Annotated in this window: 29 protein-coding genes; 17 read left to right on the top strand and 12 right to left on the bottom strand. The window is 67.3% G+C overall.

The window, feature by feature from the left end:
- Positions 1-8: 8 nt before the first annotated feature.
- Entirely contained in the window at positions 9-926 is a 918-nt protein-coding gene (locus SMAL_RS17185) for a LysR family transcriptional regulator (RefSeq protein ID WP_012512076.1), read from the bottom strand.
- 141 nt (positions 927-1,067) lie between these two features.
- Here SMAL_RS17185 and SMAL_RS17190 point away from each other — a divergent pair, with 141 nt between their 5' ends.
- On the top strand, positions 1,068-1,514 hold the full coding sequence (locus SMAL_RS17190) for a universal stress protein (protein WP_012512077.1): 447 nt from the start codon (positions 1,068-1,070) through the stop codon (positions 1,512-1,514).
- A gap of 5 nt (positions 1,515-1,519) precedes the next feature.
- The gene (locus tag SMAL_RS17195) at positions 1,520-1,990 is read left to right on the top strand and encodes a hypothetical protein (protein WP_012512078.1); all 471 of its coding nucleotides are present in this window, start codon (positions 1,520-1,522) and stop codon (positions 1,988-1,990) included.
- A 54-nt stretch (positions 1,991-2,044) separates the two neighbouring features.
- Here SMAL_RS17195 and SMAL_RS17200 read toward each other — a convergent pair whose 3' ends face one another.
- From SMAL_RS17200 to frmR, 5 genes are all read right to left on the bottom strand, one after another.
- Complete coding sequence (locus SMAL_RS17200) at positions 2,045-3,490, bottom strand: GGDEF domain-containing protein (protein WP_012512079.1); 1,446 nt, start codon at positions 3,488-3,490, stop codon at positions 2,045-2,047.
- A 186-nt stretch (positions 3,491-3,676) separates the two neighbouring features.
- Positions 3,677-4,507, bottom strand: coding sequence for an S-formylglutathione hydrolase (gene fghA, locus SMAL_RS17205; protein ID WP_012512080.1), 831 nt, complete (start codon positions 4,505-4,507; stop codon positions 3,677-3,679).
- A 63-nt stretch (positions 4,508-4,570) separates the two neighbouring features.
- Positions 4,571-4,930 carry a YqcC family protein gene (locus tag SMAL_RS17210; RefSeq protein WP_012512081.1) on the bottom strand — a complete coding sequence of 120 codons (360 nt, stop codon included), beginning with the start codon at positions 4,928-4,930 and terminating at the stop codon, positions 4,571-4,573.
- Positions 4,931-4,938: 8 nt separating this feature from the next.
- Positions 4,939-6,048 carry an S-(hydroxymethyl)glutathione dehydrogenase/class III alcohol dehydrogenase gene (locus SMAL_RS17215; protein ID WP_012512082.1) on the bottom strand — a complete coding sequence of 370 codons (1,110 nt, stop codon included), beginning with the start codon at positions 6,046-6,048 and terminating at the stop codon, positions 4,939-4,941.
- A gap of 57 nt (positions 6,049-6,105) precedes the next feature.
- Positions 6,106-6,381, bottom strand: a complete 276-nt coding sequence (frmR, locus tag SMAL_RS17220; protein WP_005411009.1) for a formaldehyde-responsive transcriptional repressor FrmR — start codon at positions 6,379-6,381, stop codon at positions 6,106-6,108.
- Between the two features lie 187 nt (positions 6,382-6,568).
- Between frmR and SMAL_RS17225 the strand changes: the two genes are divergently transcribed.
- Complete coding sequence (locus tag SMAL_RS17225; RefSeq protein WP_012512083.1) at positions 6,569-6,988, top strand: Imm70 family immunity protein; 420 nt, start codon at positions 6,569-6,571, stop codon at positions 6,986-6,988.
- Between the two features lie 8 nt (positions 6,989-6,996).
- Here SMAL_RS17225 and SMAL_RS17230 read toward each other — a convergent pair whose 3' ends face one another.
- Complete coding sequence (locus SMAL_RS17230; protein WP_012512084.1) at positions 6,997-7,902, bottom strand: LysR family transcriptional regulator; 906 nt, start codon at positions 7,900-7,902, stop codon at positions 6,997-6,999.
- A 130-nt stretch (positions 7,903-8,032) separates the two neighbouring features.
- On the opposite strand from SMAL_RS17230, the gene SMAL_RS17235 reads away from it, so the two are divergent.
- Together SMAL_RS17235 and SMAL_RS17240 are read left to right on the top strand one after the other, a co-directional pair.
- Positions 8,033-9,136, top strand: a complete 1,104-nt coding sequence (locus SMAL_RS17235) for an alkene reductase (RefSeq protein WP_012512085.1) — start codon at positions 8,033-8,035, stop codon at positions 9,134-9,136.
- Between the two features lie 59 nt (positions 9,137-9,195).
- Positions 9,196-9,612: a VOC family protein gene (locus tag SMAL_RS17240; protein WP_012512086.1), complete on the top strand. Its 417-nt coding sequence runs from the start codon at positions 9,196-9,198 to the stop codon at positions 9,610-9,612.
- A gap of 12 nt (positions 9,613-9,624) precedes the next feature.
- Here SMAL_RS17240 and SMAL_RS17245 read toward each other — a convergent pair whose 3' ends face one another.
- Positions 9,625-10,320 carry a DAPG hydrolase family protein gene (locus SMAL_RS17245; protein WP_012512087.1) on the bottom strand — a complete coding sequence of 232 codons (696 nt, stop codon included), beginning with the start codon at positions 10,318-10,320 and terminating at the stop codon, positions 9,625-9,627.
- A gap of 78 nt (positions 10,321-10,398) precedes the next feature.
- Between SMAL_RS17245 and SMAL_RS17250 the strand changes: the two genes are divergently transcribed.
- Positions 10,399-11,061, top strand: a complete 663-nt coding sequence (locus SMAL_RS17250; protein WP_012512088.1) for a TetR/AcrR family transcriptional regulator — start codon at positions 10,399-10,401, stop codon at positions 11,059-11,061.
- A gap of 72 nt (positions 11,062-11,133) precedes the next feature.
- Here SMAL_RS17250 and SMAL_RS17255 read toward each other — a convergent pair whose 3' ends face one another.
- On the bottom strand, positions 11,134-12,018 hold the full coding sequence (locus SMAL_RS17255; RefSeq protein WP_006384681.1) for a LysR family transcriptional regulator: 885 nt from the start codon (positions 12,016-12,018) through the stop codon (positions 11,134-11,136).
- Positions 12,019-12,124: 106 nt separating this feature from the next.
- Here SMAL_RS17255 and SMAL_RS17260 point away from each other — a divergent pair, with 106 nt between their 5' ends.
- Both SMAL_RS17260 and SMAL_RS17265 read left to right on the top strand, forming a co-directional pair.
- Positions 12,125-13,183 (top strand): NAD(P)-dependent alcohol dehydrogenase, encoded by a 1,059-nt coding sequence (locus SMAL_RS17260; protein ID WP_006384682.1) that lies wholly within the window; start codon positions 12,125-12,127, stop codon positions 13,181-13,183.
- Positions 13,184-13,340: 157 nt separating this feature from the next.
- A complete protein-coding gene (locus tag SMAL_RS17265; protein ID WP_012512089.1) occupies positions 13,341-14,597 on the top strand; it encodes an NnrS family protein in 1,257 nt (418 codons plus the stop codon).
- 39 nt (positions 14,598-14,636) lie between these two features.
- Here SMAL_RS17265 and SMAL_RS17270 read toward each other — a convergent pair whose 3' ends face one another.
- Positions 14,637-16,001: a glutamate--cysteine ligase gene (locus SMAL_RS17270; protein ID WP_012512090.1), complete on the bottom strand. Its 1,365-nt coding sequence runs from the start codon at positions 15,999-16,001 to the stop codon at positions 14,637-14,639.
- Between the two features lie 152 nt (positions 16,002-16,153).
- Here SMAL_RS17270 and SMAL_RS17275 point away from each other — a divergent pair, with 152 nt between their 5' ends.
- The 3 genes from SMAL_RS17275 (at position 16,154) to SMAL_RS17285 (ending at position 19,289) form a co-directional block, all read left to right on the top strand.
- Positions 16,154-16,858: a VIT1/CCC1 transporter family protein gene (locus tag SMAL_RS17275; RefSeq protein WP_012512091.1), complete on the top strand. Its 705-nt coding sequence runs from the start codon at positions 16,154-16,156 to the stop codon at positions 16,856-16,858.
- Positions 16,855-17,679, top strand: a complete 825-nt coding sequence (locus SMAL_RS17280) for a helix-turn-helix transcriptional regulator (protein ID WP_012512092.1) — start codon at positions 16,855-16,857, stop codon at positions 17,677-17,679. The genes SMAL_RS17275 and SMAL_RS17280 overlap by 4 nt, the downstream gene beginning before the upstream one ends.
- A 635-nt stretch (positions 17,680-18,314) precedes the next feature.
- Positions 18,315-19,289, top strand: a complete 975-nt coding sequence (locus SMAL_RS17285) for an MBL fold metallo-hydrolase (RefSeq protein ID WP_012512093.1) — start codon at positions 18,315-18,317, stop codon at positions 19,287-19,289.
- A gap of 97 nt (positions 19,290-19,386) precedes the next feature.
- On the opposite strand, the gene yihA is transcribed toward SMAL_RS17285, so the two are convergent.
- Positions 19,387-19,989 (bottom strand): ribosome biogenesis GTP-binding protein YihA/YsxC, encoded by a 603-nt coding sequence (gene yihA, locus SMAL_RS17290; protein ID WP_041864681.1) that lies wholly within the window; start codon positions 19,987-19,989, stop codon positions 19,387-19,389.
- Between the two features lie 155 nt (positions 19,990-20,144).
- On the opposite strand from yihA, the gene SMAL_RS17295 reads away from it, so the two are divergent.
- The 4 genes from SMAL_RS17295 (at position 20,145) to SMAL_RS17310 (ending at position 23,427) form a co-directional block, all read left to right on the top strand.
- Positions 20,145-20,945, top strand: coding sequence for a c-type cytochrome (locus SMAL_RS17295; RefSeq protein ID WP_012512095.1), 801 nt, complete (start codon positions 20,145-20,147; stop codon positions 20,943-20,945).
- A 106-nt stretch (positions 20,946-21,051) separates the two neighbouring features.
- Positions 21,052-21,702 carry a thiol:disulfide interchange protein DsbA/DsbL gene (locus tag SMAL_RS17300; RefSeq protein WP_006391516.1) on the top strand — a complete coding sequence of 217 codons (651 nt, stop codon included), beginning with the start codon at positions 21,052-21,054 and terminating at the stop codon, positions 21,700-21,702.
- Between the two features lie 106 nt (positions 21,703-21,808).
- Positions 21,809-22,636 carry a thiol:disulfide interchange protein DsbA/DsbL gene (locus SMAL_RS17305; protein WP_012512096.1) on the top strand — a complete coding sequence of 276 codons (828 nt, stop codon included), beginning with the start codon at positions 21,809-21,811 and terminating at the stop codon, positions 22,634-22,636.
- 53 nt (positions 22,637-22,689) lie between these two features.
- On the top strand, positions 22,690-23,427 hold the full coding sequence (locus SMAL_RS17310; RefSeq protein ID WP_012512097.1) for an endonuclease/exonuclease/phosphatase family protein: 738 nt from the start codon (positions 22,690-22,692) through the stop codon (positions 23,425-23,427).
- Positions 23,428-23,558: 131 nt separating this feature from the next.
- Here the strand turns inward: SMAL_RS17310 and SMAL_RS17315 are convergent, their stop codons facing one another.
- Positions 23,559-24,434, bottom strand: a complete 876-nt coding sequence (locus SMAL_RS17315; protein ID WP_012512098.1) for an EamA family transporter — start codon at positions 24,432-24,434, stop codon at positions 23,559-23,561.
- 72 nt (positions 24,435-24,506) lie between these two features.
- Between SMAL_RS17315 and SMAL_RS17320 the strand changes: the two genes are divergently transcribed.
- Both SMAL_RS17320 and SMAL_RS17325 read left to right on the top strand, forming a co-directional pair.
- Entirely contained in the window at positions 24,507-24,989 is a 483-nt protein-coding gene (locus SMAL_RS17320) for an Lrp/AsnC family transcriptional regulator (protein ID WP_006391525.1), read from the top strand.
- Positions 24,990-25,066: 77 nt separating this feature from the next.
- Positions 25,067-25,618, top strand: a complete 552-nt coding sequence (locus tag SMAL_RS17325; protein ID WP_012512099.1) for a M23 family metallopeptidase — start codon at positions 25,067-25,069, stop codon at positions 25,616-25,618.
- Positions 25,619-25,688 lie beyond the last annotated feature (70 nt).

Consider the following 25,688-nt stretch of genomic DNA (forward strand, 5'->3'; position numbering starts at 1 on the left):
GCCGCCAATCAGTGGCGAGCCGCCTCGACCGAATCGCACATGCTCTTGATCGCCCGCCGCAGCCACTGGTGGGCCGGATCGTTGTCCATCCGCGGGTGCCAGGCCTGCACCAGCGCAACGGTACGCACCGGTACCGGCAACGGGAACATGCGCAGCGGCAGGCCCATGTGGGCGATGCGGTCGAGCATCACACTCGGCATCTGCGGCAGCACCAGGTCCGAATCGGCAGCGGCGAAGATCGCACCATGGAAGGTGGGAATCACCACCGCCACCCGCCGCTGCAGGCCCAGCGCTGCCAGCTCCTCGTCGATCGGTCCGTGCGCCAGGCCGCGCCGGGACACCGCGATGTGATCGCAGGCAGCGAAACGTTCGGCGCTGATATCGCCATCGAACAAGGGATGGTCGGCGCGCGCCGCACCCAGCAGCGAGGTGGTGAACAGGTGCTGCACCTTGGTTTCCGGGCTGTGCTTGCCAGCGGTGCTGATGTACAGGTCGATTCGCCCCTGCACCATCGCATCATCATCGGTATCGCCCTCGGGTACGAAGCGCAGCATGCAGCCCGGTGCCTGCTGGCGGAACACCTCGCGCAGCCGCCCACCGTAGCTGCCGATGAACACATCGTTGGCGCGCACGCTGAAGGTCCGTTCCAGGGTTGCCATGTCCACTTCACGACCGGCATTGAACACGCGGTGCGCCTGCTCGATGACGTCGCGGACCTGCTCGCGCAGTTCCAGCGCGCGCGGGGTGGGGGCCAGGCCGCGGCCGGCGCGCACCAGCACCGGGTCGCCAAGCGCGGTCCGGATCCGGCCGAGGGTACGGCTCATCGCCGGCGCGCTCAGGTTCATCCGCCGCGCGGCGGCGGCCACGCTGCATTCGTCGATCAGCACGTCCAGTGCCAACAACAGGTTCAGGTCCGGCAGGGGCATGACAGTCTCCAGTAAATCAGATGACTCTACGACACTCGTTATCGGCATGGAGTGCGTTTGACGCATTCATTGACTGCCGCGCACGGCATGGGTGCGCGCGGTGACATCGGCGACCATCCCCGTCCTGCAAAGGAGACATCCATGTTCACTACCCTGCTGGTCGCCCTCGACGGTGGCCCCCAGCACGCACGCGTGCTGGACCTGGCCGCCGCCATTGCCGGCCCCCGCAGCCGCCTGCACCTGCTGTGCGTGCTCGACCCCGAATTCGCGCTGGCGGCCGATGCCAGCGAAGCCGACCGCATCGAGTACCCGGAAGCCGCCCGCCAGCGCTCGCGGGCCGAAGCGGTGCTGGCCGAAGCCCTGGCCGAGCTGCGCGAGCGCGGCGTCGACGCCATCGCGCAGATTCCCTCGGGTGACCCGGGCGAAGTGATCAGCGAGCAGGCCCGGCGCCTGAAGTGCGATCTGATCGTCATCGGCCACCGCCACCTGTCCCGCCTGGAACGCCTGTTCGAACCCTCGATCGGGCAATGGACCATCGACCACGCGCCCTGTCCCGTGCTGGTGGAAACCCGCGACCCACAACCCTAGCAACCATGGCCTCCCGTTCCCCGTTGTTTCCCACCCGCGTCAACTACCGCGCCTTCGGCCGCCAGTTCGGCCGCGGCGAACAGGCACTGCTGGCGGCGATACGCCAGCTGCACGATCCTGATCAACAGGCCGATGGACTCGCCCAGCTGAGCAGCCTCGGTATTGATCCCGAAGGCTGCGACGCGTTCGTCGGCCTGCTGCCGCTGCTGGCCACGCCCACCGCCCCGATCGACCTGCTGCCCGCCGGCTCACCGTTCATCGCGGCCAGCGAACTGGACCTGCTGGTCTGCCTCCTGCGCATCGCACAATGGCGGCATGCCCGCCCGCGCGAAGATGACGCACTGGCTCCGCTGCGCCAGCAGCTGGCGCGCTGTGCGATGGCCGTGCAGGCGGCAAACCTGCCGTTGCGCCAGCGCTCGTTGTCACCGGTCGGGCTGAGGTTGCTCGATCCCACTGGCTGGTTGCGGCAGCGCTGACCCGGCCGCGCCGCCCGTGCGCAATCACGCACGGGGACCGGGCACCCGGCGCGCTCAGCAATCCATCCTGCCGTGCGCACTGCCTTCGTCGTCGAGCACGTGCGCATGCAGGATCACCTGGTTGCGACCGGCACGCTTGGCGGCGTACAGGCCGGCATCGGCATCCGCCAGCAACTGATCGGCGCTGGCCAGAGCCGGCGGGTGCAGGTAGCCCACGCCGATGCTGATACTGACCGACCCTTCGGGCAGTGGCAGCGCCGCCACCGCCTCACGCAGGCGCTCGGCCAGCGCCAGCACGCCCGACAGCGGGCTTCCGGGCACGATCACCGCAAATTCCTCGCCGCCGTAACGGGCAACACTGTCACCGGCACGGCCGGCACTGATCTTCAGGACCGTGGCCACGGCCTGCAGGCAGCGATCCCCGGCTGGATGTCCGTGGCGGTCGTTGAAGACCTTGAAATGGTCGATGTCCAGCAACAGCAGCCCCAGCTCGCTGCCGCTGCGCCGCGCACGGTTCCATTCCGCCAGCAGCAGTGCATCGAACTCGCGCCGGTTGGCCACACCGGTCAGGCCATCCTGACGAGCGAGCTGGTCCAGCGATGCCTGCCGTTCCATCAAGTCCACCTGCAACAGGATGCTGCGCACGCCGAAGCCCAGCGTTGCCACCACGAAGCCAGTGACCGCCAGCGGCCGCGCATGGTCGACCACCAGGGTACCGACCACCAGCAGCAGCAATGGCAGGATCATCGGCCCCGCCGCCTGCACCGTTCTGCCCAGCCTCGGGTGCATCACGAACGTCGGCGCGGGTGCCTGGCTCATCGCCAGCAACGCCAGCAGCAGGAACGGCAGGTCGATCAGCAGATCGTTGTAGGCACCGAAGGACTGTTCCGAGGTGTAGTGGTTGATGTAGTACGCCACCATCAGGTAGCCCACCGCGTAGATCGCCAGCGCGCGGAAGAAGTTGCGCCGCTCCGGAACGTCGCCCACCAGCCAGCGCACCACCGCAAACCCGGCAATGCACAGATTCTGGATATCGAACATGCGCTGCATGTTGGACAACGCGTGGTCGTCGATGTCGACGCGCGCGGCGAACGACTGCGCATGCACGAAGAACAGCACGCCCAGCAATGCGGCCATCGCCGCATCGATCAGGCTGATGCTCAGCCGCTCGCGGCGTGCACGGGCCAGGATGAACACCAGCGGCACGCCGTACAGCACATACAGGAACAGGCTGGCCTGCGGCGTGACATCGGCACGGCCGGCACCGAGCGCGTCGATCATGTTGACGGCCATGCCACCCGCCCAGAGCAGCAGCGCCAGAGCGGTAGCGCGCCAGCCGAGTGCCGCACGGTCGCGGCGCGCCCGCCACAGGCAGGCCGCCGCCGCCAGCAACGGGGCACCCGTGAGGAACCCGAAGGAACCCGCACCGGCGGGACCCGGCCACAGGGCCACGACCAGGCCGTGGCACAGCACATACAGCAGCGCCAGCACTACCGGCATGCATCCCCCGATCCGCAAGGCCGTATGGACGCACGATAGCCCCGCCCGCGCCACGGCCACGTGATCCAATACGGCAATACGACACTTCGCGTGCCCCGCCATGGTAGTGCCGGCCGCTGGCCGGCAATCCCGGGGAATCACAGGGCTGCAGGTTGCCGGCCAGCGGCCGGCACTACCGGAAAGCCGTCAGCCGTGCAGGGCGTGGGCGTGGTGGGCGATGTGCTCGCCGATGAAACTGGCGATGAAGTAGTAGCTGTGGTCGTAGCCCGGCTGCAGGCGCAGGGTCAGCGGATGGCCGGCGGCATCACAGGCCTGCTGCAGGCGCTGCGGTTGCAGTTGGGTCTGCAGGAATTCGTCCGCCTCGCCCTGGTCGACCAGCAACGGCAGGCGCTCAGTGGCCACGGCGACCAGTTCGCTGGCATCCCACAGCGCCCAGTCCGCCGGGTTGTCGCCCAGGTAGGCGTGGAAGGCCTTCTGCCCCCACGGCACGTGGCTGGGCGCGACGATCGGCGAGAACGCCGACACGCTGCGGTAGCGCCCCGGGTTGCGCAGTGCGATCACCAGCGCACCGTGACCGCCCATCGAGTGGCCGCTGATGCCACGCGCATCGGTGACCGGGAAATCCGCCTCGATCAGTGCCGGCAGTTCCTGCGCCACGTAGTCGTGCATGCGGTAGTGCTTCGCCCACGGTGCGCGGGTGGCATTGAGGTAGAACCCCGCCCCCTTGCCCAGGTCATAGCCCTCGGCATCGGCCACGTCATCGCCGCGCGGGCTGGTGTCGGGCGCGACGATGATCACGCCGTGCTCGGCCGCGTAGCGCTGTGCGCCGGCCTTGGTGATGAAATTCTGCTCGGTGCAGGTCAGCCCGCTCAGCCAGTACAGTACCGGCAGTTTCTGCGTTTCCGCCTGCGGCGGCAGGTACACGGCGAACTGCATGTCGCAGCCCAGCGTGGTGGAGTGATGGCGGTAGACGTCCTGCCAGCCGCCGAAACAGGCGCGGTGTTCAATGCGTTCCATGGTGCTCTCCTGCGCGGCGCGTCAGCGCGCGCGTGCTTCTGGTAGATGCCGACCTTGGTCGGCTTATCCACGCGCGGCGTGGATGCCTTTGTTGATCCGTTCATCCAGCTGCGCCAGCAGGCGCAGCAACGATTCGACGCCAGGCTGGCCATCAAGATTGCGCCAGGCCGCCACGGCCACATCGCTGCGCGGCGGCCACTGCCCGGCCGCGCGCGCCTCATGAAGGCGCGGCAGGAATACCTGCGCAAGCCACTGCTCGAACGGCATGCCATCGTCGCTGCCGAAGGCCGAGGTCACCGCACGCGGTGGCCCCACCTCCCCCACTACCCAGCCCAGCGCACGCAACGCCTGCTCGATCGGAACCACCAGGGCCGCGCGCGGGTCTTCCGCACGCGGCCGGCGCAGGGCATCCAGCCAGCCCATGACGCGGCTCAGTAGTGGACCACTGAACGGATCGACTTGCCTTCGTGCATCAGGTCGAAGGCTTCGTTGATCTTGTCCAGGTCCATGGTGTGGGTGACGAACGGTGCCAGCTCAATATCGCCCTTCATCGCGTCCTCCACCATGCCCGGCAACTGGCTGCGGCCCTTCACGCCGCCGAAGGCAGTACCCATCCACTTGCGCCCGGTCACCAGCTGGAACGGACGGGTGGAGATCTCCTGGCCCGAACCGGCCACGCCGATCACCACGCTCTGGCCCCAGCCCCGGTGCGCGCATTCCAGCGCCGCGCGCATCACGTTGACGTTGCCGATGCACTCGAAGCTGTGGTCCACGCCCCAGGTGGTCATCTCGACGATGACCTGCTGGATCGGCTTGTCGTAGTCCTTCGGGTTGATGCAGTCGGTGGCGCCGAATTCGCGCGCCAGTTCGAACTTGGACGGGTTGGTGTCCACCGCGATGATGCGGCCGGCCTTGGCCTGGCGCGCACCCTGGATCACCGCCAGGCCGATGCCACCCAGGCCGAACACCGCCACGCTGTCGCCTTCCTGCACCTTGGCGGTGTTGTGCACCGCGCCGATGCCGGTGGTGACGCCACAACCGAGCAGGCAGACGTGCTCCGGGTTCGCGTCCGGATTGATCTTCGCCAGCGAGACTTCGGCCACCACGGTGTACTCGCTGAAGGTCGAGCAACCCATGTAGTGGTACAGCGGCTCGCCGTTGTAGCTGAAGCGGCTGGTGCCGTCGGGCATCACGCCCTTGCCCTGGGTGGCACGTACCGACACGCACAGGTTGGTCTTGCCACTCTTGCAGAACAGGCACTCGCCGCACTCGGCGGTGTACAGCGGAATGACGTGGTCGCCCGGCTTGACGCTGGTCACGCCCTCGCCCACTTCCACCACGATGCCGGCGCCTTCATGGCCCAGCACCACCGGGAACAGGCCTTCCGGATCATCGCCGGACAGGGTGAATGCATCGGTGTGGCAGACACCGGTGTGGGTGATCTTGACCAGCACTTCGCCCTTCTTCGGCGGGGCGACGTCGATCTCAACGATCTGCAGCGGCTGGCCGGGACCAAAGGCGACGGCGGCACGGGACTTCATGGTGGACTCTCCAGACATAGGGAAAACGGGATGCATGGCGCGGTGATGCGCCATCGCTTACTTCAGGTACGAGCGGATCAATGCGCTCATGTCGCGCACGCGTTCGGCGCGCTGTTCATCGGAAGCCGCAGGCTGGCCGAACTCCTCGCGCAGATGGGCCTCCATCACTTCGGACATCAGGCCATTGACCGCGCCACGGATGGCGGCGATCTGCTGCAGCACCGGCCCGCAGTCGGCACCGGCTTCCAGCGCGCGGTCCAGCGCATCGCACTGGCCGCGGATACGGCGCACGCGGGCCAGGACCTTCTTCTTCTCTTCGGGGGAGTGCGGCATGGCGGGGCCACCCAGGAACTATACTGGGGGATAGTATACATAGAAGCCTTTGACTTGACGCAAATGGCTTTCTGACACTCCGAGACGGCAGCTTTGAATTCAACCGAATCAATTACTTGCAACGATCCAGCGGCCACTAACACCGTGTCAGGCAAGCTCTGGGGTCGGCAACGGCTGGAATCAAACAATGGGTATTGGCATCCAACTCGGGCGCGTCACCGATGAGATCGGCAGCAGCGATTTTCTGTATGCGTTCTTCTCGACAATCACCGGCAATCTGGAACCGGATGGATGGGGAAGCCGCTTCCCGATCATCATGAAGCAGTTCTATACCGGCTGCGTGCAGAAATCAGATGCGGCCGCAGCGCTGTCCGAGATGCACGTCATCCGCACTGAGCTGGCCGAAATGCCACCGGCCCATGCCATCTGGTCGCTCGACGATCGAGCGCAGCGTCCGCCCTGGGGAGACGATATCGCTCCCGAGATCGATAGCTTGGGGACCTATTTCGTCACTGCACATGGGCGTGATCTGATTACGCTTCTGATTGATGTGCTTGAAGCACTCCAGGAAGGCGAAGACACGTCCGCCCGGATCGTCGACTACTGATCCCCAGCTCAGTCAAACACGCCCTCACCCGCCAGCCGGGTCAGCTCATCCACCACATAGCGCACCTTGGGCCGCAGGTGGCGCGTCGGTGGCCACAGCGCATGGATGTCGATGTGCCGCTGCATGTGCTCGTCCAGCACCGATTGCAGTGCGCCGGATTCCAGGTGGCGACGCACCAGTGAAACCGGCATCTGGCAGATACCGAGCCCGGCGATGGCCGCTTCGATCACCGCGTCGCCGTCATTGAGTTGATACGGCGCACTGGGAATGAACGTTCCCTCGTCCTCCTCGCTGCCGATCCGCCACCAGACCGGCTGGCCATGGCGGAAGCCGACGATGCTGCGGTGCTGCGCCAGTTCCTCCACCGTGCGCGGCACGCCATGTGCCTGCAGGTACGCCGGCGATGTGCAGGTAACCAGCCGCTGGCGCCCCAGCCGGCGCGCGACCAGATGCTCGGCATGGTGCAGCCCACCGAAGCGGATCAGCAGGTCGATGCCCTCTTCGACCGGATCGACGAAGTGATCGGTGAAGGTCATCGTCAACTGCAGGTCCGGATACTGGCGGCACAACCGCAGCAGCACCGGCAGCACCACCAGCCGCCCGAACGAGGACGGCATGTCGATGCGCAGCCGCCCGCTGGGCAGGCCCGCCGAACCCAGACAGGCCTCGGCCGCGGAGATTTCTTCCAGCGCCGCCGCACAGGAGGCGTAGTACGCCTCGCCATCAGTAGTCAGTGCGATGCGCCGCGTAGTGCGATGGAACAGGCGCACCCCCAGCCGCGCTTCCAGACGGGCGATGGCCTTGCCCACCGCCGAGCGCGAGATGCCCAGCGCGTCTGCCGCCTCGGTGAAGCTGCCCGAGCGTGCGGTCGTGACGAACGTCACCAGGCCATTCAAGGATTCCAGCGGCAGCATCGTTCGCACTCCATTGGGGACAAATAGTCCCGCACCAAGGGAGATCGAAGCGCTTTATGCGCCTGCATGTCAACTCCATCCTGTGTGCATCGCGCCGCTGGCGCCTCTCCCCCGCACCGAGATGACCGACATGACCACCGCCCTCTTCCGCCCGTTCGACCTGTCAGGAACCGCCCTGCGCAACCGCATCGCAATGGCGCCGATGACCCGCGCCCGCAATCCCGGCGCGATCGCCAACGCGCTCACCGCGCAGTATTACCGGCAGCGTGCCAGCGCCGGCCTGATCATCAGCGAAGGCACGCCGGTCTCGCCGCAGGGCCAGGGCTACATCGACGTGCCGGGTATCTGGTCGGCCGAGCAGGTGGCCGGGTGGAAGCTCGTCACCGAGGCGGTGCATGTCGCGCAGGGCACGATCTTCGCCCAGCTCTGGCACGTCGGCCGCATGTCGCATGCCTCGCTGCAGCCCGGGGGTGGGCAACCGGTCAGCGCCGGTACCCGCCCGGTCGCCAGCGCACCGAAGAACACCTCGTTCGTGTATCTGGACGATGGCAGCCGTGGTCATGCTGATCCCACCCCGGCACGTGCACTGGCCACCGAAGAGATCCCGGGCATCATTGCCGACTTCGCACGGGGCGCCGACAACGCCATCGCCGCCGGTTTCGACGGCATCGAACTGCATGCGGCCAACGGCTACCTGTTCGAGCAGTTCCTCAACCCGCTCATCAATGTACGCGAGGACCGCTACGGTGGCTCGCTGCCCAACCGCGCACGGCTGATCCTGGAGACCGTCGACGCGATGGCCCAGCGCATCGGCGCCCACCGCATCGGCGTGCGCCTGGCACCGAACAACCTCACCTTCGACATGCCGTTCTACCCCGACAACGAAGCCACCTATCTGTACCTGGCCGAGGAATTGGGCAAGCGCGGCTTGGCCTATGTGCACCTCAATGACAACCTGCAGGCGGGGCAGTCGGTGCTGGGCGAGGCGTTCCTGCAGCAGTTCAGGCAGGCCTACGGTGGCACGTTGATCCTGGCCGGCGGCATGACCCGCGAGCGTGCCATGCAACTGGTCGAGACCGGCATCATCGACCTGGCGGCGTTTGGCCAACCGTTCATCGCCAACCCGGATCTGGTCGAGCGCCTGCAACGCGACGACGCGCTGGCCACGCCCGACCGCAATACCTATTACGGTGGCGGCGAGGCAGGCTACCTCGATTACCCGCGCGCGCAGTAGAGCCACGCGATGCGTGGATGCGGGCGTACACTGCCCACCCGCATCCACCGGATCTGCCCATGGATACGCCCACCGCATCGTTCATCGTCAACCTCGATGTCCCCGATCTTGCCGCTGCCGAGGACTTCTACATCCGCGCCTTCGGCCTGCAGATCGGCCGCAGCCTCGGCCCAGGCGCCGTGGAACTTCTCGGTGGGCCAGCGCCGCTGTACCTGCTGCAGAACGAGGCCGGCAGCGCCGCCACCGAAGACGGCGACGTGCGCGACTACGAGCGTCATTGGACGCCGCTGCACCTGGACTGGGTAGTGCATGACATCGAGGCCGCACTGGCCCGTGCGGTTGCGGCCGGGGCGACGCTTGAGCAGTCCGTGCGCGAGCGTCGCTGGGGGCGCATCGCCGTGCTGGCCGATCCGTTCGGCCACGGCTTCTGCCTGATCCAGTTCAGTGGCGAAGGCTACGACGTGCTGGTCGAATGACCCTTGCGCCGCTCACCACGGCAACGGCACCGCCTCGCCGTTGGCGCGCTCGCCGTAGTACAGCGACGGCAGCAGGCGCGAGAGGAAACTGAACTCGGTGTAGCAGTGCTTGAGCAGGCCCAGGCCAACCGCATCGCTGGCATCACGCTGCGGATCGGTGCTGTCCAGGCCAAGCACGAAGCGGCTGCGCAGCACACAACCAAACGGCGTATCGCGCGCCACATGCAGCATCTGCCCATCGCAGGGATCGCCCTGTGCATCCAGACGCACGTGATCACCGAACCCGATGCGCGCGGCGATCACCGCCGATACATCGCCTGCATCCAGTACCGCCTGCAGGCGCTCGGCTGCCAGCAACGTGCGCGGGTCATGGAACTTCAAACGCGCCGCCACCGGCGGAATGTCGGCCAGCGATTCCACCGCATGGATGCTGGCGCCATGGTAGCTGCGTCCACGCTGCCAGGCCGCGTCCCAGCCGCGATGCTCGAGATGGTCGACCGGATGCCACCAGCGGATGTGCTGGGTGGTCTCGAAGAAGGTGAACCACCAGTCCAGCATGCGGCCCTTGCAGCCGTGAAGGTCAGTGCGCACCGCCACCAGCAGGGTGCCGTCTTCGCGGCGCTGGATGCCGGTTTCCAGATGCATCGGTGCCGGGTCCAGCAGATCGTGGTGGTCCAGCCAGGCGCGAGCGTTCACAGCGGTATCCATGAGGGGTTTCCTACCGGGGTTGGGAGGCCCAACAATACGGAAACGACATGCGTTTCGCAATTATCCGGATGCGGTAAGATGGGCGCAATGAACAGCACCACCCTGCCCGAGCCCTCAACGCCGACCCGCCGCCGCGGCCGTCCAGCGCGACCAGAAGCCGAGGTCCGCCATGCGGTGCTGCAGGCCACCCTGGAGCTGCTGCTGGTCCAGGGATACGAGGCCACCACCATCGAAGCGGTGGCCGCGCACGCCGGGGTGGCGAAGAAGACTGTGTACCGCCATGCCAGCAACCGCGATGCGCTGGTCGGGCTGGCGGTGCGCGAGTGGACGGATGGCTTCGCGCCACAGCTGCAGCGGGACGCGCACGACAGTGACGAGGTACTGCCGCTACTGCAGGTCATCCTGCAGGCAGTGTGTGCACAGGCGCTTTCGCCGCAGGCGGTGCAGGTGTTCCGCCTGCTGGCGACCGACTTTCCCGGCAAGGAAGCGCTGCTGCAGGCCTACCTGGACAACGGCATCGAGCGCTGCCGGGCGCTGCTGGCCGACTGGCTGGCACGGCAGCAGCAGCGTGGGCTGCTGCGCGAGGGAGATGCCGCGTGCATGGCACGGCTGATCCTGGCGATGGCAGTGGCCGAGCCACTACGCGAACGCGTGATCGGTGTGGTGGCCGAGGATGCGCCGGTAGAGGTGCATCTGCGTGAGTGCATGGCGTTGTTGGCGCCGGTGTTGCAGGCGCCGTAGCAGAACCCATCCACGCATGGCCGATACCGGTGGGTGCCGACCGTTGGCCGGCACTGCATCAGCTACTGCAACTCACTCCCGCAACATATCCACGAACGCGCGCAACGCTGCCGGCATCTGCCGCTGCTTCGGGTAGTACAGCGCGAAACCGGCGAACGGTTCGCTCCAGTCTTCCAGCACCGCCACCATCTGCCCGGAGTCGATGTACGGCCGCGCGGTATCTTCCAGCACATAGGCCAGGCCGATGCCATCGAGCACGGCACTGACCACGGTGCCCTGCTCGCCCAGGGTCAGCCGCCCCGGCACATCGATCTCCAGCGCCTGCCCCTCGCGCTCGAACTGCCACTTGTACAGATGGCCGCTGGCGAAGCGGAAGCGGATGCATTCATGCGCGGCCAGATCGCGCGGGTGCCGGGGCGCGGGGTGTCGCCGCAGGTAGTCCGGCGCGCCGACGATCAGACCACGCAGTGGTGGCCCCATCGGCACCGCCACCATGTCCTCGGGCACGAACTCGTGCAGGCGCACGCCGGCGTCGTAGCCTTCGGCGACGATGTCGACCAGGCCGTCGTTTTCGGTCAGCTCCACCCGAATGTCCGGATGCGCGTGCAGGAAGCGCGCCAACCGCGGCCCCAGCTGGGTCGGCACCGCCGCGCGGGTGGCGTTGATGCGCAGCAGGCCAGCCGGTGCGGCGCGGAACTGGTTCATCTCCTCCAGTGCGTCGTGCACCTGCCCCAAGGCAGGCTGCAGACGCTCCAGCAGGCGCTGTCCGGCCTCGGTCAGGGCCACGCTGCGGGTGGTGCGATGGAACAGGCCCACGCCCAAGCGTTCTTCCAGCGCGCGGATCGCATAGCTCACCGCCGAGGTCGACAGTGCCAGCTCGGCGCCGGCGCGGCGGAAGCTGCGGTGGCGGGCAACGGCCGCGAACGCGGCCAGGTGCGAGAGATTGTCAGTGGCCATGATTGTGCAGTCTGCCTTGATGAATCATGCCGATATCCGGGCTTCTTACCCCGGGTTACGCCGCGTATTGTAAAACGCCTTTCGACAAACCCGCCAAGGATTCCCCATGTCCCTCGCCCGTGGTTACGCCGCCCATACCCATACCGACCCGCTGGTGCCGTTCGAATTCGAGCGCCGCGCCGTCGGCCCGAACGACGTGCGCATCGAGATCCTCTACAGCGGCATCTGCCATTCGGACCTGCACCAGGCCCGTGACGACTGGGGTGGTTCGATCTACCCGATGGTGCCGGGCCACGAGATCATCGGCCGGGTCACCGAAGTCGGCAGCGAGGTCACCCGTTTCAAGGTGGGCGACCACGCCGGCGTCGGCTGCATGGTCGATTCCTGCCGCCATTGCGATGCCTGCGAACACGACCTGGAACAGTACTGCGCCGAAGGCGCGACCTGGACCTACAACGGCCGCGAGCGCGCGGACGGTGCGCCGACCTACGGTGGCTATTCCGACCACGTGGTGGTCGAGCAGCGCTTCGTGGTGAAGGTGTCCGACACCCTTGACCTGAAGGCGGCCGCGCCGCTGCTGTGCGCCGGCATCACCACCTGGTCGCCGCTGCGTCACTGGAAGGTCGGCCCGGGCCAGAAGGTCGGCGTAATCGGCCTCGGTGGCCTCGGCCACATGGGCGTGAAGTTCGCCAAGGCGCTCGGCGCGCACGTGGTGATGATCACCACCACGCCGGAAAAGGGTGCCGATGCCAAGCGCCTGGGCGCCGATGAAGTACTGGTCTCGCGCGATGCCGCGCAGATGAAGGCGCACGCCGGCAGCTTCGATTTCCTGCTCAACACCATCCCGGTCGGCCATGACACCAACCCGTACATGGGTCTGCTCAAGCGCGAAGCCACCATGTGCCTGGTCGGCGTGTTGACCGAACTGGACCCGCCGCTGACCGGTGGCAGCGTGATCTTCGGCCGCAAGCACCTGACCGGTTCGGCAATCGGCGGCATGGCCGAAACCCAGGAAATGATGGACTTCTGTGCCGAGCACGGCATCGTCAGCGACGTCGAAGTGATCGACATGAAGGACGTCAACGAAGCCTGGGAGCGCATGGCGAAGAACGATGTGCGCTACCGCTTCGTGATCGACATGGCGACGATGAAGAACGCCGCCTGATCGATCGGCGACTGTGAACGAAGAACCCCGGCACTGCCGGGGTTTCTTGTTTGCGTTGCACGGCCCGTCCGCCGGGCATGGCCCGGCGCTACCGGAAAGATGACGAGTAGCGCCGGGCCATGCCCGGCGAGCGAAGCGGTTGCCTGCCTCCTTGGGCATGACGAAGGTCAAGGCCCCCGCCACACGCGGGGCGCAGACTCACTGCATGGCCCGCCTGCCCTCCCCTGCGATGCTGATGCGTGCACCGCATCGGCTGCTGTTCTTCATCGGTGCCAGCAACCTGTTGCTGGCGATGCTGTGGTGGACGCTGTGGCTGGGTGCGCTGCGTGGCCTGTGGACGCCACAGCCACCATCGCTGCCACCAGCCTGGCTGCACGCGCTGCTGATGCAGTACCTGGTGCTGCCCAGTTTCATCTTCGGCTTCCTGCTTACCGTGTTTCCGCGCTGGATGAACCAGCCCGAGCTGCCGCGCAGCCGCTATGCACCGGTGGGGCTCGGCCTGTTCGGCGGGCAGGCGCTGCTGATTGCCGCCGCCTGCGGGTGGACACCCGGGCTCTGGCCCGGCCTGCTGCTGGCGCTGGCCGGCTGGAGCGCCGGATTGATCGTGCTCGGCCACGTACTCAAGGCCGCCGGCCCCAACCGTAACTGGCATGCACGTGCCTGCTTCGCGGCGTTGCTGCTCGGCTGGCTGGGCCTGCTCGCGTTCATGGCCGTAGCCTGCGGCCGTGCCACGCTGATGCCTGTGCATGTGGCGTTGGGAACGTTTGGCATGTTGCTGCCGATCTATCTCACCGTCGCGCACCGCATGATTCCGTTCTTCGCCACCAACGTGGTGACCGGCTACGTGCCCTGGCGGCCGCTGCGCTGGCTGGCCGTGATGTGGGCGCTGATCCTGCTGCGCCTGTTGTTGATGATCCTGCAGGCCGAGGGCTGGCTATGGCTGGCCGACGCACCGCTGTTGGCGCTGTCGATCCAGGCGCTATGGCACTGGTGGCCGCGCGGGCCGATGCCCGGCCTGCTTGCCGCGCTGTTCCTGGCGCTGGCATGGCTGCCGATCAGCTTCGCGTTGTATCTGCTGCAGGATGTTGGTCATCTGCTCGGCCAGCCGCAGCTGCTCGGCCGTGCGCCGTTGCACGCGCTGGCAGTGGGACTGTTCGGCAGCCTGCTGGTGGCGATGGTGACCCGGGTCACCCAGGGCCATTCCGGGCGACCGCTGGTGATGCCGGCAGTGGCCTGGTTCGCGTTCGTCACGCTGCAGGCGGTGGCGATCATGCGCATCGTCGCCGAGCTGATGCCGGACGCCTACGCGTGGCATTTCGCCGCTGCCATCGGCTGGTTGCTGGCCTTGGCACCGTGGGTGGCGCGGCTGGGCTGGATCTATCTGAGCCCGCGGCGGGATGGCAAGCCGGGCTGACATCGACGCCGGGCATGGCCCGGCGCTACCGCAATCGAATCAATACGCGAACTCGCGGAACACCGGGTCGACGTCGCCGTGCCAGCGGCCATGGAACAGCGCCAGCTTGCGTTCGGCCGGGGTCAGGCCGGACTCGACGATTTCCTGCAACACGTCCAGGAACTTGCTCTCGTCCTGGCCGTCGGCATTGCGTGCGGCGCGGCGCTTGAGGCCTTCCACGGAAATCTTCACCGCCTCGCGGGCCAGGTCACGCACGCTGCCATTGCGGAACGGCAGGTTCATCGCATGCTTCGGCACGCCGTCACGCAGCGCATGACGCTCGGCCAGGGTGAAGTCACGCACCAGGTCCCAGGCGGCATCCAGAGCGGTGTCGTCGTACAGCAGGCCGACCCAGAACGCCGGCAGCGCGCACAGGCGGCTCCACGGGCCACCATCGGCGCCGCGCATTTCCAGGTACTTCTTCAGGCGCACTTCCGGGAACGCGGTGGTCATATGGTCCGACCAGTCGCGCATGGTCGGCAGCGCACCCGGCAGAATCGGCAGCTTGCCCTGCATGAAGTCGCGGAAGCTCTGCCCGCTGGCATCGTGGTAGACGCCATCGCGGTAGGAGAAATACATCGGCACGTCGAGCAGGTAGTCGACATAGCGTTCGTAACCAAAGCCATCCTCGAACACGAAGTCGAGCATGCCGGTGCGGTCGGCGTCGGTGTCGGTCCAGATATGCGAGCGGTAGCTCAGGTAGCCGTTCGGCTTGCCTTCGGTGAACGGCGAATCGGCGAACAGCGCGGTGGCGATCGGCTGCAGCGCCAGCGACACGCGGAACTTCTTCACCATGTCCGCTTCGGTGGCGTAATCCAGGTTCACCTGCACCGTGCAGGTGCGGGTCATCATGTCCAGGCCCAGCGAGCCGACCTTGGGCATGTACGCACGCATGATCTTGTAGCGGCCCTTCGGCATCCACGGCATCTCGTCGCGCTTCCACTTCGGCTGGAAGCCCATGCCGAGGAAGCCCAGCTGCAGTTCACCGGCCACCTGCGCCACCTCGTTGAGGTGGGTGCCGGTTTCCACGCAGGTCTGGTGGATGGTCTCCAGCGCCGCGCCGGACAGTTCCAGCTGGCCGGCCGGTTCCAGCGTCACCGAGGCGCCATCGCGCAGCAGGGCGATGGTATTGCCGTTCTCCTGCACGGGTGCCCAGCCGAACCGCACCAGGCCATTGAGCAGCGCTTCGATCCCGCGCTCGCCTTCGAAGGTCGGTGGACGCAGGTCATCCAGGCGGAACCCGAACTTCTCGTGCTCGGTACCGATGCGCCACTGCGCGCGGGGCTTCTCGCCGGAGGCGATCTCCGCCACCAGCTGCGAGCGGTCGGTAATGGGCGTATCGGCGACGTGGCTGGGGCTCGACAAGGGGAGGACTCGCTGGACAGTGGCAGGGGATGTGGGGCTGGGAGCCTTGCATCGCAAGGGCGCACTATAGCGTGGCGGCCCGTTGCGTCATGCGACGGTGACGGGTTTCAGCATCCTACCGACGCCCTCTTGACCCTCGTACACTCGAAGCCATGAGCCGCCATTCACGACACCCTGAGCTGCACCGCGCCGACCGTGTCGGCTGGCTGCGTGCCGCCGTGCTGGGGGCAAACGACGGCATCGTATCAGTGGCCGGCCTGGTCGTCGGCGTGGCCGCCAGCGGCGCTTCGGCCAGCACGATCCTCGCCACCGGCATAGCCGGCACCGTAGCGGGTGCGATGTCGATGGCTGCCGGTGAGTATGTCTCCGTGCAGACCCAGGCCGACACCGAAAACGCCGACCTGGCCATGGAGAAGCGTGAACTGCACGAAGACCCGCACAGCGAGCTGGAAGAGCTGGCGGCGATCTACCGCCACCGCGGACTGGAGCCGGCGCTTGCGCGGCAGGTCGCCGAGCAGCTCACCGCCCACGATGCACTGGGCGCTCACGCCCGCGACGAGCTGGGCATCACCGAAGAACTGCGCGCACGCCCGCTGCAGGCGGCGATGGCCTCGGCCAGCGCCTTCACCTGCGGCGCCGCGCTGCCGGTGCTGACCGCGCTGCTGGCACCGGCCAACAAGGTGGCGATGATGACCACGGCCAGCACCCTGCTCGGCCTGTGCCTGACCGGCGCAATGGCCGCCCGGGCCGGCGGTGCTTCGCCTGCACGCGGTGCGATCCGGGTAATGTTCTGGGGCGCGCTGGCAATGGCCGCCGCTGCCGGTGTCGGCAGACTGCTGGGAGCCCACGTGTCATGACCGCGATGCTGCCACCGGCCGTCGCCCTGCTGACGGAGATGGCCAGCCTGGCCGGCTGCGACCGCGCCGAAGGCTATGCCTGCATCACTGCGCGCCGCGAACACGGCGCCAGTTCGGTGGAAATCCCACAGCCGCAGTTCGCAATCCTGCTGGAAGGCCGCAAGCAGGTACGCACCGCGCACCAGTCGCTGGAGTTCGTTCCCGGCGACATCCTGCTGCTGACCCAGCGCTGCCGCATCGATGTGGTCAACACACCCGACCCGGGGACCGGCCGCTACCTCAGTGCCATCGTACCGCTGTGTGCCGAAGTACTGGCCGCGGCGCGCACGCTGTGGAGCGAAGCGCTGCCCAGCGCCGGCCCGGTGATGGGGCGGTTGCCATTGACCGAGCATGGCGCGGTGCTGCGACAGTGGCGGCAATCGCTGCAGGACGGCCGTTACAGCGACGCACGGCTGGCCCTGGCCTCGCTGGTACTGACCCTGTGCCGGCAGGGCCATGGCAACCTGCTGCTGCCGCAGGCACCCAGCCTGGGTGAACAGATCCGCGACCGCATCGCCGCCGAACCGGCCCGCGACTGGCAATCACGCGATGTGGAAGAGCAGTTCGCGCTGAGCGGGGCGACCCTGCGACGTCGGCTGGCGGCCGAACGCACCAGCCTGCGGCAGTTGTTGACCGAGGCGCGGCTGGCACATGGAATGACGTTGCTGTACACGACGGATCTGCCGCTGAAGACCGTCGCTGCACGCGCAGGCTACCGGTCTGCGGCGAGCTTCAGCAAGCGCTTCGCCGAGCAGTACGGGCTGGCTCCTACAGACATTTGAGGGTGTTCGGCAGGGCTGCGCCCTGCACCCGCAGAGGCAACGGCAACAGCCGAAGCAACAGCAACAGCATGCATTCCGTGGGATGGGGGGGCGGTATCGGAGTGCGGGGACGCCGCAAGTACGTCCCTGTAGGCTTGGCAGCCGCATCCATGCGGCTGACACCCCGCACTCCGATACCGCCCCACCTTCGACAGGTTCACTCGGCTGTTGGTAGGTGTCGACCTTGGTCGACACATCTGTCAGATATCGAATGAAATTCTGGGGTCATATCCGTTTTCCTTCGGAAAACGGATATGACCCCCAAGAGCATTTCCAACAGATCGCAGAAAACTGTCGAAGGCGGGGTGGGTCCGGTTGCGGGAGTGTCCGCGGCATGGATGCCGCGGCCAAGCCCCCATGGACGGGTTTACGGCGTCTCCCGCAACCGGACCCACCCCGCCATCCCACGGATAGCCCGCTGTTGCTTCGGCCGTTGCTGTTGCTTAGGCCGTTGCCGTTGCCTCTGCGGGTGCAGGGCGCAGCCCTGCAGACACCCCTTCCATGAGCATTCCGCGTAGTGGTTTGAGCGCCGCGCGCACACCGGCCACGGCACGCTATGCAGCAACGGAACCGCCCGTCGTCCACCGAGAACCACCATGTCCCTGCGTCCCCTGCCGCTGCACCACGCTCTGCTGTTGGCCCTGTCATCCCTGCCACTGGCCGCGCTGGCCGAAACCACGTCGCCTGCCCCCACCCAGCAGGTCCCAGGCGTCTACCACCAGCGCGTCGGTGCGCTGCAGGTCACCGCCCTGTTCGATGGCGTGGTCGCGCTGGGCCGGCAGGAAGTCGTGGACGTGCCGCCGACGCTGGTCAGCCGCCTGCTGGAAGGTCGCTATGTGCCGGAAGACAAAAAGGGGCTGCAGACCGCGATCAACGCTTTCCTTGTGCGCCAGGGCAATCACCTGACCCTGGTCGATACCGGTACCGCGCAGTGCTTCGGTCCTGGCCTGGGCCAGGTGCTGGGCAATCTGCGTGCTTCCGGCGTCGACCCGGCCGAGGTGGATGACGTGCTGCTGACCCATGCCCATCCGGATCACCTGTGTGGCGTACTCGACGCGCAGGGCAAGCCGGCCTACCCGAACGCCACGGTGTGGCTGTCCAAGGCCGATGCCGGTTACTGGCTCAACCCGGCCAGCGAGGCCAGTGCACCGCAAGGCGTACGCTTCGCCTTCCCACTGGCACGCAACGCGGTGGCGCCGTACCAGGCCAGCGGCCACCTGCGCACGTTCAGCCCCGGCGATGCCCTGCCCGGTGGCGCGGTGGCGATGGATACCCATGGCCATACCCCGGGCCATGTCTCCTACCGGTTCGACAGCCTGGGCCAGTCGCTACTGGTGTGGGGCGATGTGCTGCACTTCCACGCGGTGCAGTTCGCGCACCCGGAGGCCGCGTTCGAGGCCGATTCGGACCGCAAGGCGGCCATCGCCAGCCGCCGCAGCCTGCTGCAGCAGGCCACCGCCAACGGCTGGTGGGTGGCAGGTGCGCACCTGCCGTTCCCCGGCCTGGGCCATGTGCGTGGCGAGGGCAAGGCCTATGCGTGGGTGCCGGCGGAGTATTCGCCGTTGAAATGAGGTGCCACCGGGCCTGGTGGCGTTGCCGGCCAGCGGCCGGCACTACCGGGCATCAGAGCGGTAGCGCCCGGCCGCCAGCCGGGCGACCGAAAATGCCTTATTCCAGCCCCAACCAGCCGCCGATGATGCCGCGGGCTTCGTCCACACCGGTGCGGGCGGCGCCGGAGAACACCTGCACGCTGACCGTATCACCGAAGGAGGAGTGCAGTTCCTTGCGCACCTTCTGCAGGGTCTGCATCTGCTGGCTGCGGCTCAGCTTGTCGGCCTTGGTCAGCAACGCATGCGCCGGCAGGCCACGCTGCACGGCATAGGCCAGCATCTGCCGGTCGTAGTCCTTCAGCGGGTGGCGGATATCCATCACCACCACCAGGCCCCTCAGCGCATTGCGGGTGCGGAAGTAGCGGTCGATGAAGGCCTGCCAGTGCGCCTGCAGGTCCAGCGGCACCTTGGCGTAGCCGTAACCAGGCAGATCGACCAGATGGGCTTCCGGGGTCACCTGGAAGAACACCAGCTGCTGGGTGCGGCCGGGGGTCTTGGAGACACGGGCCAGGCTGTTCTGGCGGGTCAATGCGTTGAGGGCACTGGACTTGCCGGCGTTGGAGCGGCCCGCAAAGGCCACTTCGGCCCCCTCATCGGGCGGCAGCTGCCCCATGTTGTGGGCAGAGAGGTGGTATTGGGCGCGTTCGATGAGCAATGACATGTGCATAGGATCGCATGTTGCGGCACCGCGCGCCCGGCCCAGGGCCCTCCGCCGGGAAAATGCTGCACTGCTGCGTTGACCGTGCGCGGAAACGGCGTTGATAATCCGGGCGATGCCGTGGCTGCCGCCCGGCCCGGTCCATACGGAGCTTTAGCATGCGCCACGCTCGCGTTCTTGCCGTATCCGCCCTTGCCACTGCCGTAGTCGTTGCCGCTGCTGCGTTCGCGCAGACCACGTTGACCCCGCTGCCCGACAACGGGCCGATCAACACCGCCTCGCTGGAGGTCGATTTCAGCAAGACCCACTGGGGCGATGCCAAGGCCGGCCAGACCAAGGCCTCGGCCTGCGCGGCCTGCCATGGCGCCGACGGCAACTCCACGGTGGAGATGTACCCGTCCATCGCCGGCCAGAGCGAACGCTACGTGGCCCAGCAGATGGCCCTGATCGCCAACGGCCAGCGCAGTTCCGGTGCGGCGGTGGCGATGGTGCCGTTCGTGCAGAACCTCACCCCGCAGGACATGCGCGACATCGGCGCGTTCTTCGCCACGCAGAAAGCCACCGCCGGCATCGCCGACGACACGGCGGTTACCGAAGGCCCCTACAAGGGCATGAAGTTCTACGAGATCGGCCAGCAGCTGTACCGCGGCGGCGACGCCAAGCGTGGCCTGCCGGCCTGCATGGCCTGCCACGGCCCCAGCGGCGCTGGCAATCCGGGCCCGGCCTACCCGCATATCGGTGGCCAGCACGCCAGCTATGTCGCGCGGCGCCTGCAGGAATACCAGGCCGGGCAGACCCACGAAACCGACAAGGCGCACTTCCAGATCATGGCCACGGTCGCGCAGAAGCTGAGCGAGCAGGAGGTGCAGGCGCTGTCCAGCTACCTGCAGGGCCTGCACAACAAGGCCGATGACGTGGCTGCCGCGCCTGTACCGGCACAACCGGTCGCCGCCCCCTGACCACCATTGGTCGGCCCGGGCCGCCACCACGGCCCGCGCCTGCGGTATGTTTCCTTCACGCCGGCGACTGCGCCGGCGTTGCTTTTTTCAACGGAGATGCGTGTCGATGAGGTTGATTTCCCGCCTGCTGTTGTCCCTTCTGGTCCTGCTGCCGCTGGCCGCCAGCGCCGCCACCCCTGCCAACGCGCCGCTGGTGGAAGGTAAAGACTACGAACGCATCGCCCAGCCAGGCCCGTTCCAGCCGCTGGCCGGAAAGATCGAGGTGGTCGAGGTCTTCGGCTACACCTGCCCGCACTGCGCCCATTTCGAGCCACAGCTGGAAGCCTGGGCGGCCAAGTTGCCGGCTGACGTGCGCTTCACCCCGGTCCCGGCCGCGTTCGGTGGCGCCTGGGATGCATGGGCGCTGGCCTACTACGCCGCCGACCAGGTGGGCGTGGCCAAGCGCAGCCACGCGGCCGTGTTCAAGGCCCTGCATCAGGATGGCTCGCTGCCGATGCAGAACGTCTCGGCCGATGAGCTCGCCAACTTCTACAAGGCCTATGGCGTGACCCCGGACCGCTACATCCAGGCCCTGCGTAGCGATGCGGTGCAGAAGAAGGTAGACGCCGCCCGCGCCTTCGCCCAGCGCACCAAGATTCCGGGCACCCCGGCCATCATCATCAACGGCCAGTACCTGGTGCGTGGCAACAGTTTCGACGACCAGCTGCGCATCGCCTCGGCGCTGATCGCCCAGGCCCGCGCCGCCCGCGGCCGCTGAACCAATACACACCATCGACACGGCGCTGTCGCCGCCGCATGTCATCATTTCCCTCTGGCCGGCACCGGTTGCCGGCCCCACCTATCCAGATGCTGGAGACGTTTCCATGAAGATCCGTTACGCCCTTGCACTCGCAGCGCTGCTGCCGATCCTGGCCGCCTGCAAGGCCGACGATGGCAGCACCAACACCACCGCCGCCCCGGCTGAGCCGACCGCCACTCCGGCCACCACCGAGCCGGCAGCACCGGCCGCTGGCAGCGAAGGCGCCGCCCCGGCCGCCGAAGGCGACAAGGCTCCGGCTGAAGCCGCACCGGCCGCGGCACCGGCCCCGACCACTGCCGCACTGACCGGCCCGGCCCCGGTGGAAGGCGCCGACTACCAGGTGATCCCGAACGGCCAGCCGTTCCAGCCGGCCGCCGGCAAGATCGAAGTGACCGAAATCTTCGGCTACGTCTGCCCGGCCTGCGCCGCGTTCCAGCCGCTGGTTGGCCCGTGGAAGGCCGGCCTGCCGAGCGATGTGAACTTCGTCTACGTGCCAGCCATGTTCGGCGGCACCTGGGACAACTACGCCCGTGCCTTCTATGCTGCGCAGACCCTGGGCGTGCAGGACAAGACCCACGAGGCGCTGTACGCCGCCATCCATTCGCAGAAGACCCTGAAGGGTGAGCGCGGAACCGACTCGGTGGACGACATCGCCAAGTTCTACGGTGCCTACGGCGTGGATCCGAAGCAGTTCGCCGCCACCATGGGCAGCTTCGCGGTGAATGCCAAGACCAATTCGGCCAAGCAGTTCGCGCAGCGCAGCCAGATCAGCGGCACCCCGTCGATCATCGTCAACGGCAAGTACCTGGTGAAGGGCAAGAGCTTCCCGGACATGCTGCGCATCGCCGACCACCTGATCGCCCGCGAGCGCGGTGCGGCCCAGGCTCACTGATCCAAGAGAAGCTGTTCCCGGCCGTGACTTCCCCCCACACACGGACCCTGCGCTTGCTGACGGCCAACATCCAGGCCGGCTCAAGTACCCGCCGCTACAGTGACTATGTGACCCGCAGCTGGTCACATGCACTGCCGGCGGGTCGCAAGCGCAGCAGTCTTGACGCGATCGCCACTTTGGCGCGCGAACACGACATCGTCGGCCTGCAGGAGGCCGACCCGGGCAGCCTGCGCTCGGGCTTCACCAACCAGACCCACTACCTGGCCCAGCGCGCCGGCTTCAACTACTGGAGCCACCAGCCGAACCGGCGCATGGGCGGGGTCGCTTCCAGCGCCAATGGCCTGCTGAGCAAACTGGAACCGGTGGAAGTACAGGACCACGCCCTGCCCGGCCGCATTGGCGGGCGCGGCGTACTGCTGGCCAAGTTCGGGGATGGCGAGGACGGCCTGGCGGTGGCGGTGGCCCATCTGTCGCTGGGGGCGGGTTCGCGGATGTCGCAGCTGGGCTTCATCGCCGAGCTGCTGTCCGACCACCCCAACGCGGTACTGATGGGCGACTTCAACTGCCTGGCCGAACGCCCGGAAATGCAGGTGCTGTACCAGAAGACCCGGCTGCAGCCACCCGGCTGCATCGTGCCGACCTTCCCCAGCTGGCGCCCCGACCGCGCCATCGACCACATCCTGGTCAGCAGCGGCCTGCAGACCCGCACAGTGGAAGCCGTACCGGCGGCGTTCTCCGATCACCTCGCGCTGGCGATGGCGATCGACGTACCGGCCAACGCCCTGCGCTGACGCGCTGCCGCTGCGCTCGCCGGGCATGGCCCGGCGCTACCGACCCTGGTAGGGGCCAACCTTGGTTGGCACGCTGCCCTGGTGGGTGCGGACCGTTGGTCCGCACGCTCTCCGCCGGGCATGGCCCGGCGCTATCCCGCCTGCACCACCGGCACCTTCAGCCGCCGCGCGGTCATCGTGCTGCCCACCGAGGCCAGCACCGTGCAGCCGATCGCCAGCCACTGCAGCCCATGCAGGTGCTCGTGCAGCAGCAGCATCGCCCACAGCGCGGCCACCGCCGGCTCCATGCTGATCAGGATGCCGAAGGTCTCCTTCGGCAGGCGCTTGAGCGCCATCATCTCCAGCGACATCGGGATCGCGCTGGACACCAACGCCACCAGCAGACCAGCGGCCAGGATCTTCGGATCAAGCAGCGCGGCACCGGCATGCACCACGCCCACCGGCACCACCACCAGCGACGCGGCCAGCAGGCCCAGCGATACCGAATGCCCGGCATGCAGGTGGCCGGCACGCTTGCCGAACACGATGTACAGGCCCCAGCACGCCGCCGCACCCATGGCATACAGCACGCCTGCCGGATCCAGCGCCGGGCCGCCACCGATCGGCAACAGCAACAGCAGCCCCACCGCCGCGCAGCCCACCCACAGGAAGTCGATCGGTCGTCGTGATGACAGCATCGCCACCGTCAGCGGGCCGGTGAACTCGATGGCCACCGCGATGCCGAAGGGGATCGTGCGCAGGGCCATGTAGAACAGCAGGTTCATCAGGCCCAGGGTGAGCCCGTAGCGCAGGATGGTGATCGCATCCACGCGGCTGGTCTTCCAGCGCCATGGCCGCCAGAACAGCAGCAGCAACAGCGCCGAAAAGCCCACCCGCAGTGCGCTGGTGCCCTGGGCACCGATCAGCGGGAACAGGTGTTTGGCGTAGGAGGTGCCGATGGCCAGCGAAGTGACCGAACCGAGCACTGCCAGCGCCGGCAACATCGGCGCGAATCGTGAAGTCTGCATGCGCAAAGTCTATTGCGCCGGCGCCGAGCACTTGGCTCAATTGACAGCCCGTTCGTGCAACTTCTGCTCGCCATGGCCACCGCCCCCGTGCTCGACAGCTTCGACCGCGCCATCCTCGACCTGCTACAGCGGGACAACACCCTGCCGCAGCGCGAAATCGCCGAGGCCGTGCACCTGTCCACCCCGGCCGTGCAGCGCCGCATCAAGCGCCTGCAGGACAGCGGTGTGATCGCGGCCAATGTGGCCGTGGTCGCTGCGGCGAAGGTCGGACGACCGCTGACCATCATCGTCGAGGTGCGCGTGGTCAGCGAGCAGCGCGAACGCGTGGCGCCGTTCAAGCGTCGCGTGCAGGACGACCCGGCCGTGCAGCAGTGCTATTCGATCACCGGTGACGGCGATTTCCTGCTGCTGCTTTCGGCGGCGTCGATGGAAGAATACGAAGCGATTACCGAGCGCTTGTTCGGCGGCGACGACAATATCGAGCGCTTCCGCACCTCGGTGGCACTGGGCACGTTGAAGCGGAGTTTCGAGGTTCCGCTGGTACCGGTTCTGTAGAGCCGAGCCAGGCTCGACTGCCTTTTGACCGCAAAGCTGAAGCAGTCGAGCATGGCTCGACTCTACACTCCGAAACCATGAGTACACCCCCCTCTCCTGCCCACCGCCTGCGCCGCTGGCTGCTGCGCGGCCTGTGGCTGGGCATTGCCATCGTTGCCGCGATGGCGCTTTGGAACAGCCCGTGGGCGGCCACGCCGCGAATGCTCTGGTCGCTGACACGGATGCCGGCTGCCACCGAACTGCCGGTGCCGGTGGAGGGTGTACGCCCCCGGCAGATTGCCGACACCTTCGGCGCGCCGCGAGGCCGTGACCGCTCCCACGCCGGTATCGACATCTTCGCCAAGCGCGGCACGCCGGTGCGCAGCGTCACTGCCGGCGTCATCGCGGATGTCAGCGAACGCGGCCTCGGTGGCCGCCAGGTCTGGGTGATCGGGCCCGGGCGCGAGCGCTACTACTACGCGCATCTGGAAGACTGGGCAGAGGGCCTGGCGCGCGGCCAGGTGGTCCAGGCCGGTGACCTGCTCGGCCACGTCGGCGACAGCGGCAACGCCAAGGGCACGCCGCCGCACCTGCACTGGGGCATCTACGGCACGAACGGCCCCCGCGACCCGTTGCCGCTGCTGCGCTGACCGCCATTGCGCCCCCGCGGATCGATCCGTTCATGATTTGTAAATAGGAATTGTTCGTATTACCATTTCT

The sequence above is a fragment of the Stenotrophomonas maltophilia R551-3 genome (assembly GCF_000020665.1).
Lineage (GTDB): Bacteria > Pseudomonadota > Gammaproteobacteria > Xanthomonadales > Xanthomonadaceae > Stenotrophomonas > Stenotrophomonas maltophilia_L.

What these genes read in the sequence shown, in the direction of transcription:
- SMAL_RS17210 (WP_012512081.1), bottom strand. Translation starts at nt 4,930, where the DNA reads ATGGGCTGGCTGGATGCCCTGCGCCGGCCGCGTGCGGAAGACCCGCGC.
- SMAL_RS17215 (WP_012512082.1), bottom strand. Translation starts at nt 6,048, where the DNA reads ATGAAGTCCCGTGCCGCCGTCGCCTTTGGTCCCGGCCAGCCGCTGCAG.
- SMAL_RS17195 (WP_012512078.1), top strand. Translation starts at nt 1,520, where the DNA reads ATGGCCTCCCGTTCCCCGTTGTTTCCCACCCGCGTCAACTACCGCGCC.
- SMAL_RS17325 (WP_012512099.1), top strand. Translation starts at nt 25,067, where the DNA reads ATGAGTACACCCCCCTCTCCTGCCCACCGCCTGCGCCGCTGGCTGCTG.
- SMAL_RS17285 (WP_012512093.1), top strand. Translation starts at nt 18,315, where the DNA reads ATGTCCCTGCGTCCCCTGCCGCTGCACCACGCTCTGCTGTTGGCCCTG.
- SMAL_RS17185 (WP_012512076.1), bottom strand. Translation starts at nt 926, where the DNA reads ATGCCCCTGCCGGACCTGAACCTGTTGTTGGCACTGGACGTGCTGATC.
- SMAL_RS17320 (WP_006391525.1), top strand. Translation starts at nt 24,507, where the DNA reads ATGGCCACCGCCCCCGTGCTCGACAGCTTCGACCGCGCCATCCTCGAC.
- SMAL_RS17235 (WP_012512085.1), top strand. Translation starts at nt 8,033, where the DNA reads ATGACCACCGCCCTCTTCCGCCCGTTCGACCTGTCAGGAACCGCCCTG.
- SMAL_RS17260 (WP_006384682.1), top strand. Translation starts at nt 12,125, where the DNA reads ATGTCCCTCGCCCGTGGTTACGCCGCCCATACCCATACCGACCCGCTG.
- SMAL_RS17200 (WP_012512079.1), bottom strand. Translation starts at nt 3,490, where the DNA reads ATGCCGGTAGTGCTGGCGCTGCTGTATGTGCTGTGCCACGGCCTGGTC.
- yihA (WP_041864681.1), bottom strand. Translation starts at nt 19,989, where the DNA reads ATGTCATTGCTCATCGAACGCGCCCAATACCACCTCTCTGCCCACAAC.
- SMAL_RS17280 (WP_012512092.1), top strand. Translation starts at nt 16,855, where the DNA reads ATGACCGCGATGCTGCCACCGGCCGTCGCCCTGCTGACGGAGATGGCC.
- SMAL_RS17275 (WP_012512091.1), top strand. Translation starts at nt 16,154, where the DNA reads ATGAGCCGCCATTCACGACACCCTGAGCTGCACCGCGCCGACCGTGTC.
- SMAL_RS17225 (WP_012512083.1), top strand. Translation starts at nt 6,569, where the DNA reads ATGGGTATTGGCATCCAACTCGGGCGCGTCACCGATGAGATCGGCAGC.
- fghA (WP_012512080.1), bottom strand. Translation starts at nt 4,507, where the DNA reads ATGGAACGCATTGAACACCGCGCCTGTTTCGGCGGCTGGCAGGACGTC.
- SMAL_RS17190 (WP_012512077.1), top strand. Translation starts at nt 1,068, where the DNA reads ATGTTCACTACCCTGCTGGTCGCCCTCGACGGTGGCCCCCAGCACGCA.
- SMAL_RS17255 (WP_006384681.1), bottom strand. Translation starts at nt 12,018, where the DNA reads ATGGCCACTGACAATCTCTCGCACCTGGCCGCGTTCGCGGCCGTTGCC.
- SMAL_RS17240 (WP_012512086.1), top strand. Translation starts at nt 9,196, where the DNA reads ATGGATACGCCCACCGCATCGTTCATCGTCAACCTCGATGTCCCCGAT.
- SMAL_RS17300 (WP_006391516.1), top strand. Translation starts at nt 21,052, where the DNA reads ATGAGGTTGATTTCCCGCCTGCTGTTGTCCCTTCTGGTCCTGCTGCCG.
- SMAL_RS17305 (WP_012512096.1), top strand. Translation starts at nt 21,809, where the DNA reads ATGAAGATCCGTTACGCCCTTGCACTCGCAGCGCTGCTGCCGATCCTG.
- SMAL_RS17295 (WP_012512095.1), top strand. Translation starts at nt 20,145, where the DNA reads ATGCGCCACGCTCGCGTTCTTGCCGTATCCGCCCTTGCCACTGCCGTA.
- SMAL_RS17245 (WP_012512087.1), bottom strand. Translation starts at nt 10,320, where the DNA reads ATGGATACCGCTGTGAACGCTCGCGCCTGGCTGGACCACCACGATCTG.
- SMAL_RS17315 (WP_012512098.1), bottom strand. Translation starts at nt 24,434, where the DNA reads ATGCAGACTTCACGATTCGCGCCGATGTTGCCGGCGCTGGCAGTGCTC.
- frmR (WP_005411009.1), bottom strand. Translation starts at nt 6,381, where the DNA reads ATGCCGCACTCCCCCGAAGAGAAGAAGAAGGTCCTGGCCCGCGTGCGC.
- SMAL_RS17250 (WP_012512088.1), top strand. Translation starts at nt 10,399, where the DNA reads ATGGGCGCAATGAACAGCACCACCCTGCCCGAGCCCTCAACGCCGACC.
- SMAL_RS17230 (WP_012512084.1), bottom strand. Translation starts at nt 7,902, where the DNA reads ATGCTGCCGCTGGAATCCTTGAATGGCCTGGTGACGTTCGTCACGACC.
- SMAL_RS17265 (WP_012512089.1), top strand. Translation starts at nt 13,341, where the DNA reads ATGACGAAGGTCAAGGCCCCCGCCACACGCGGGGCGCAGACTCACTGC.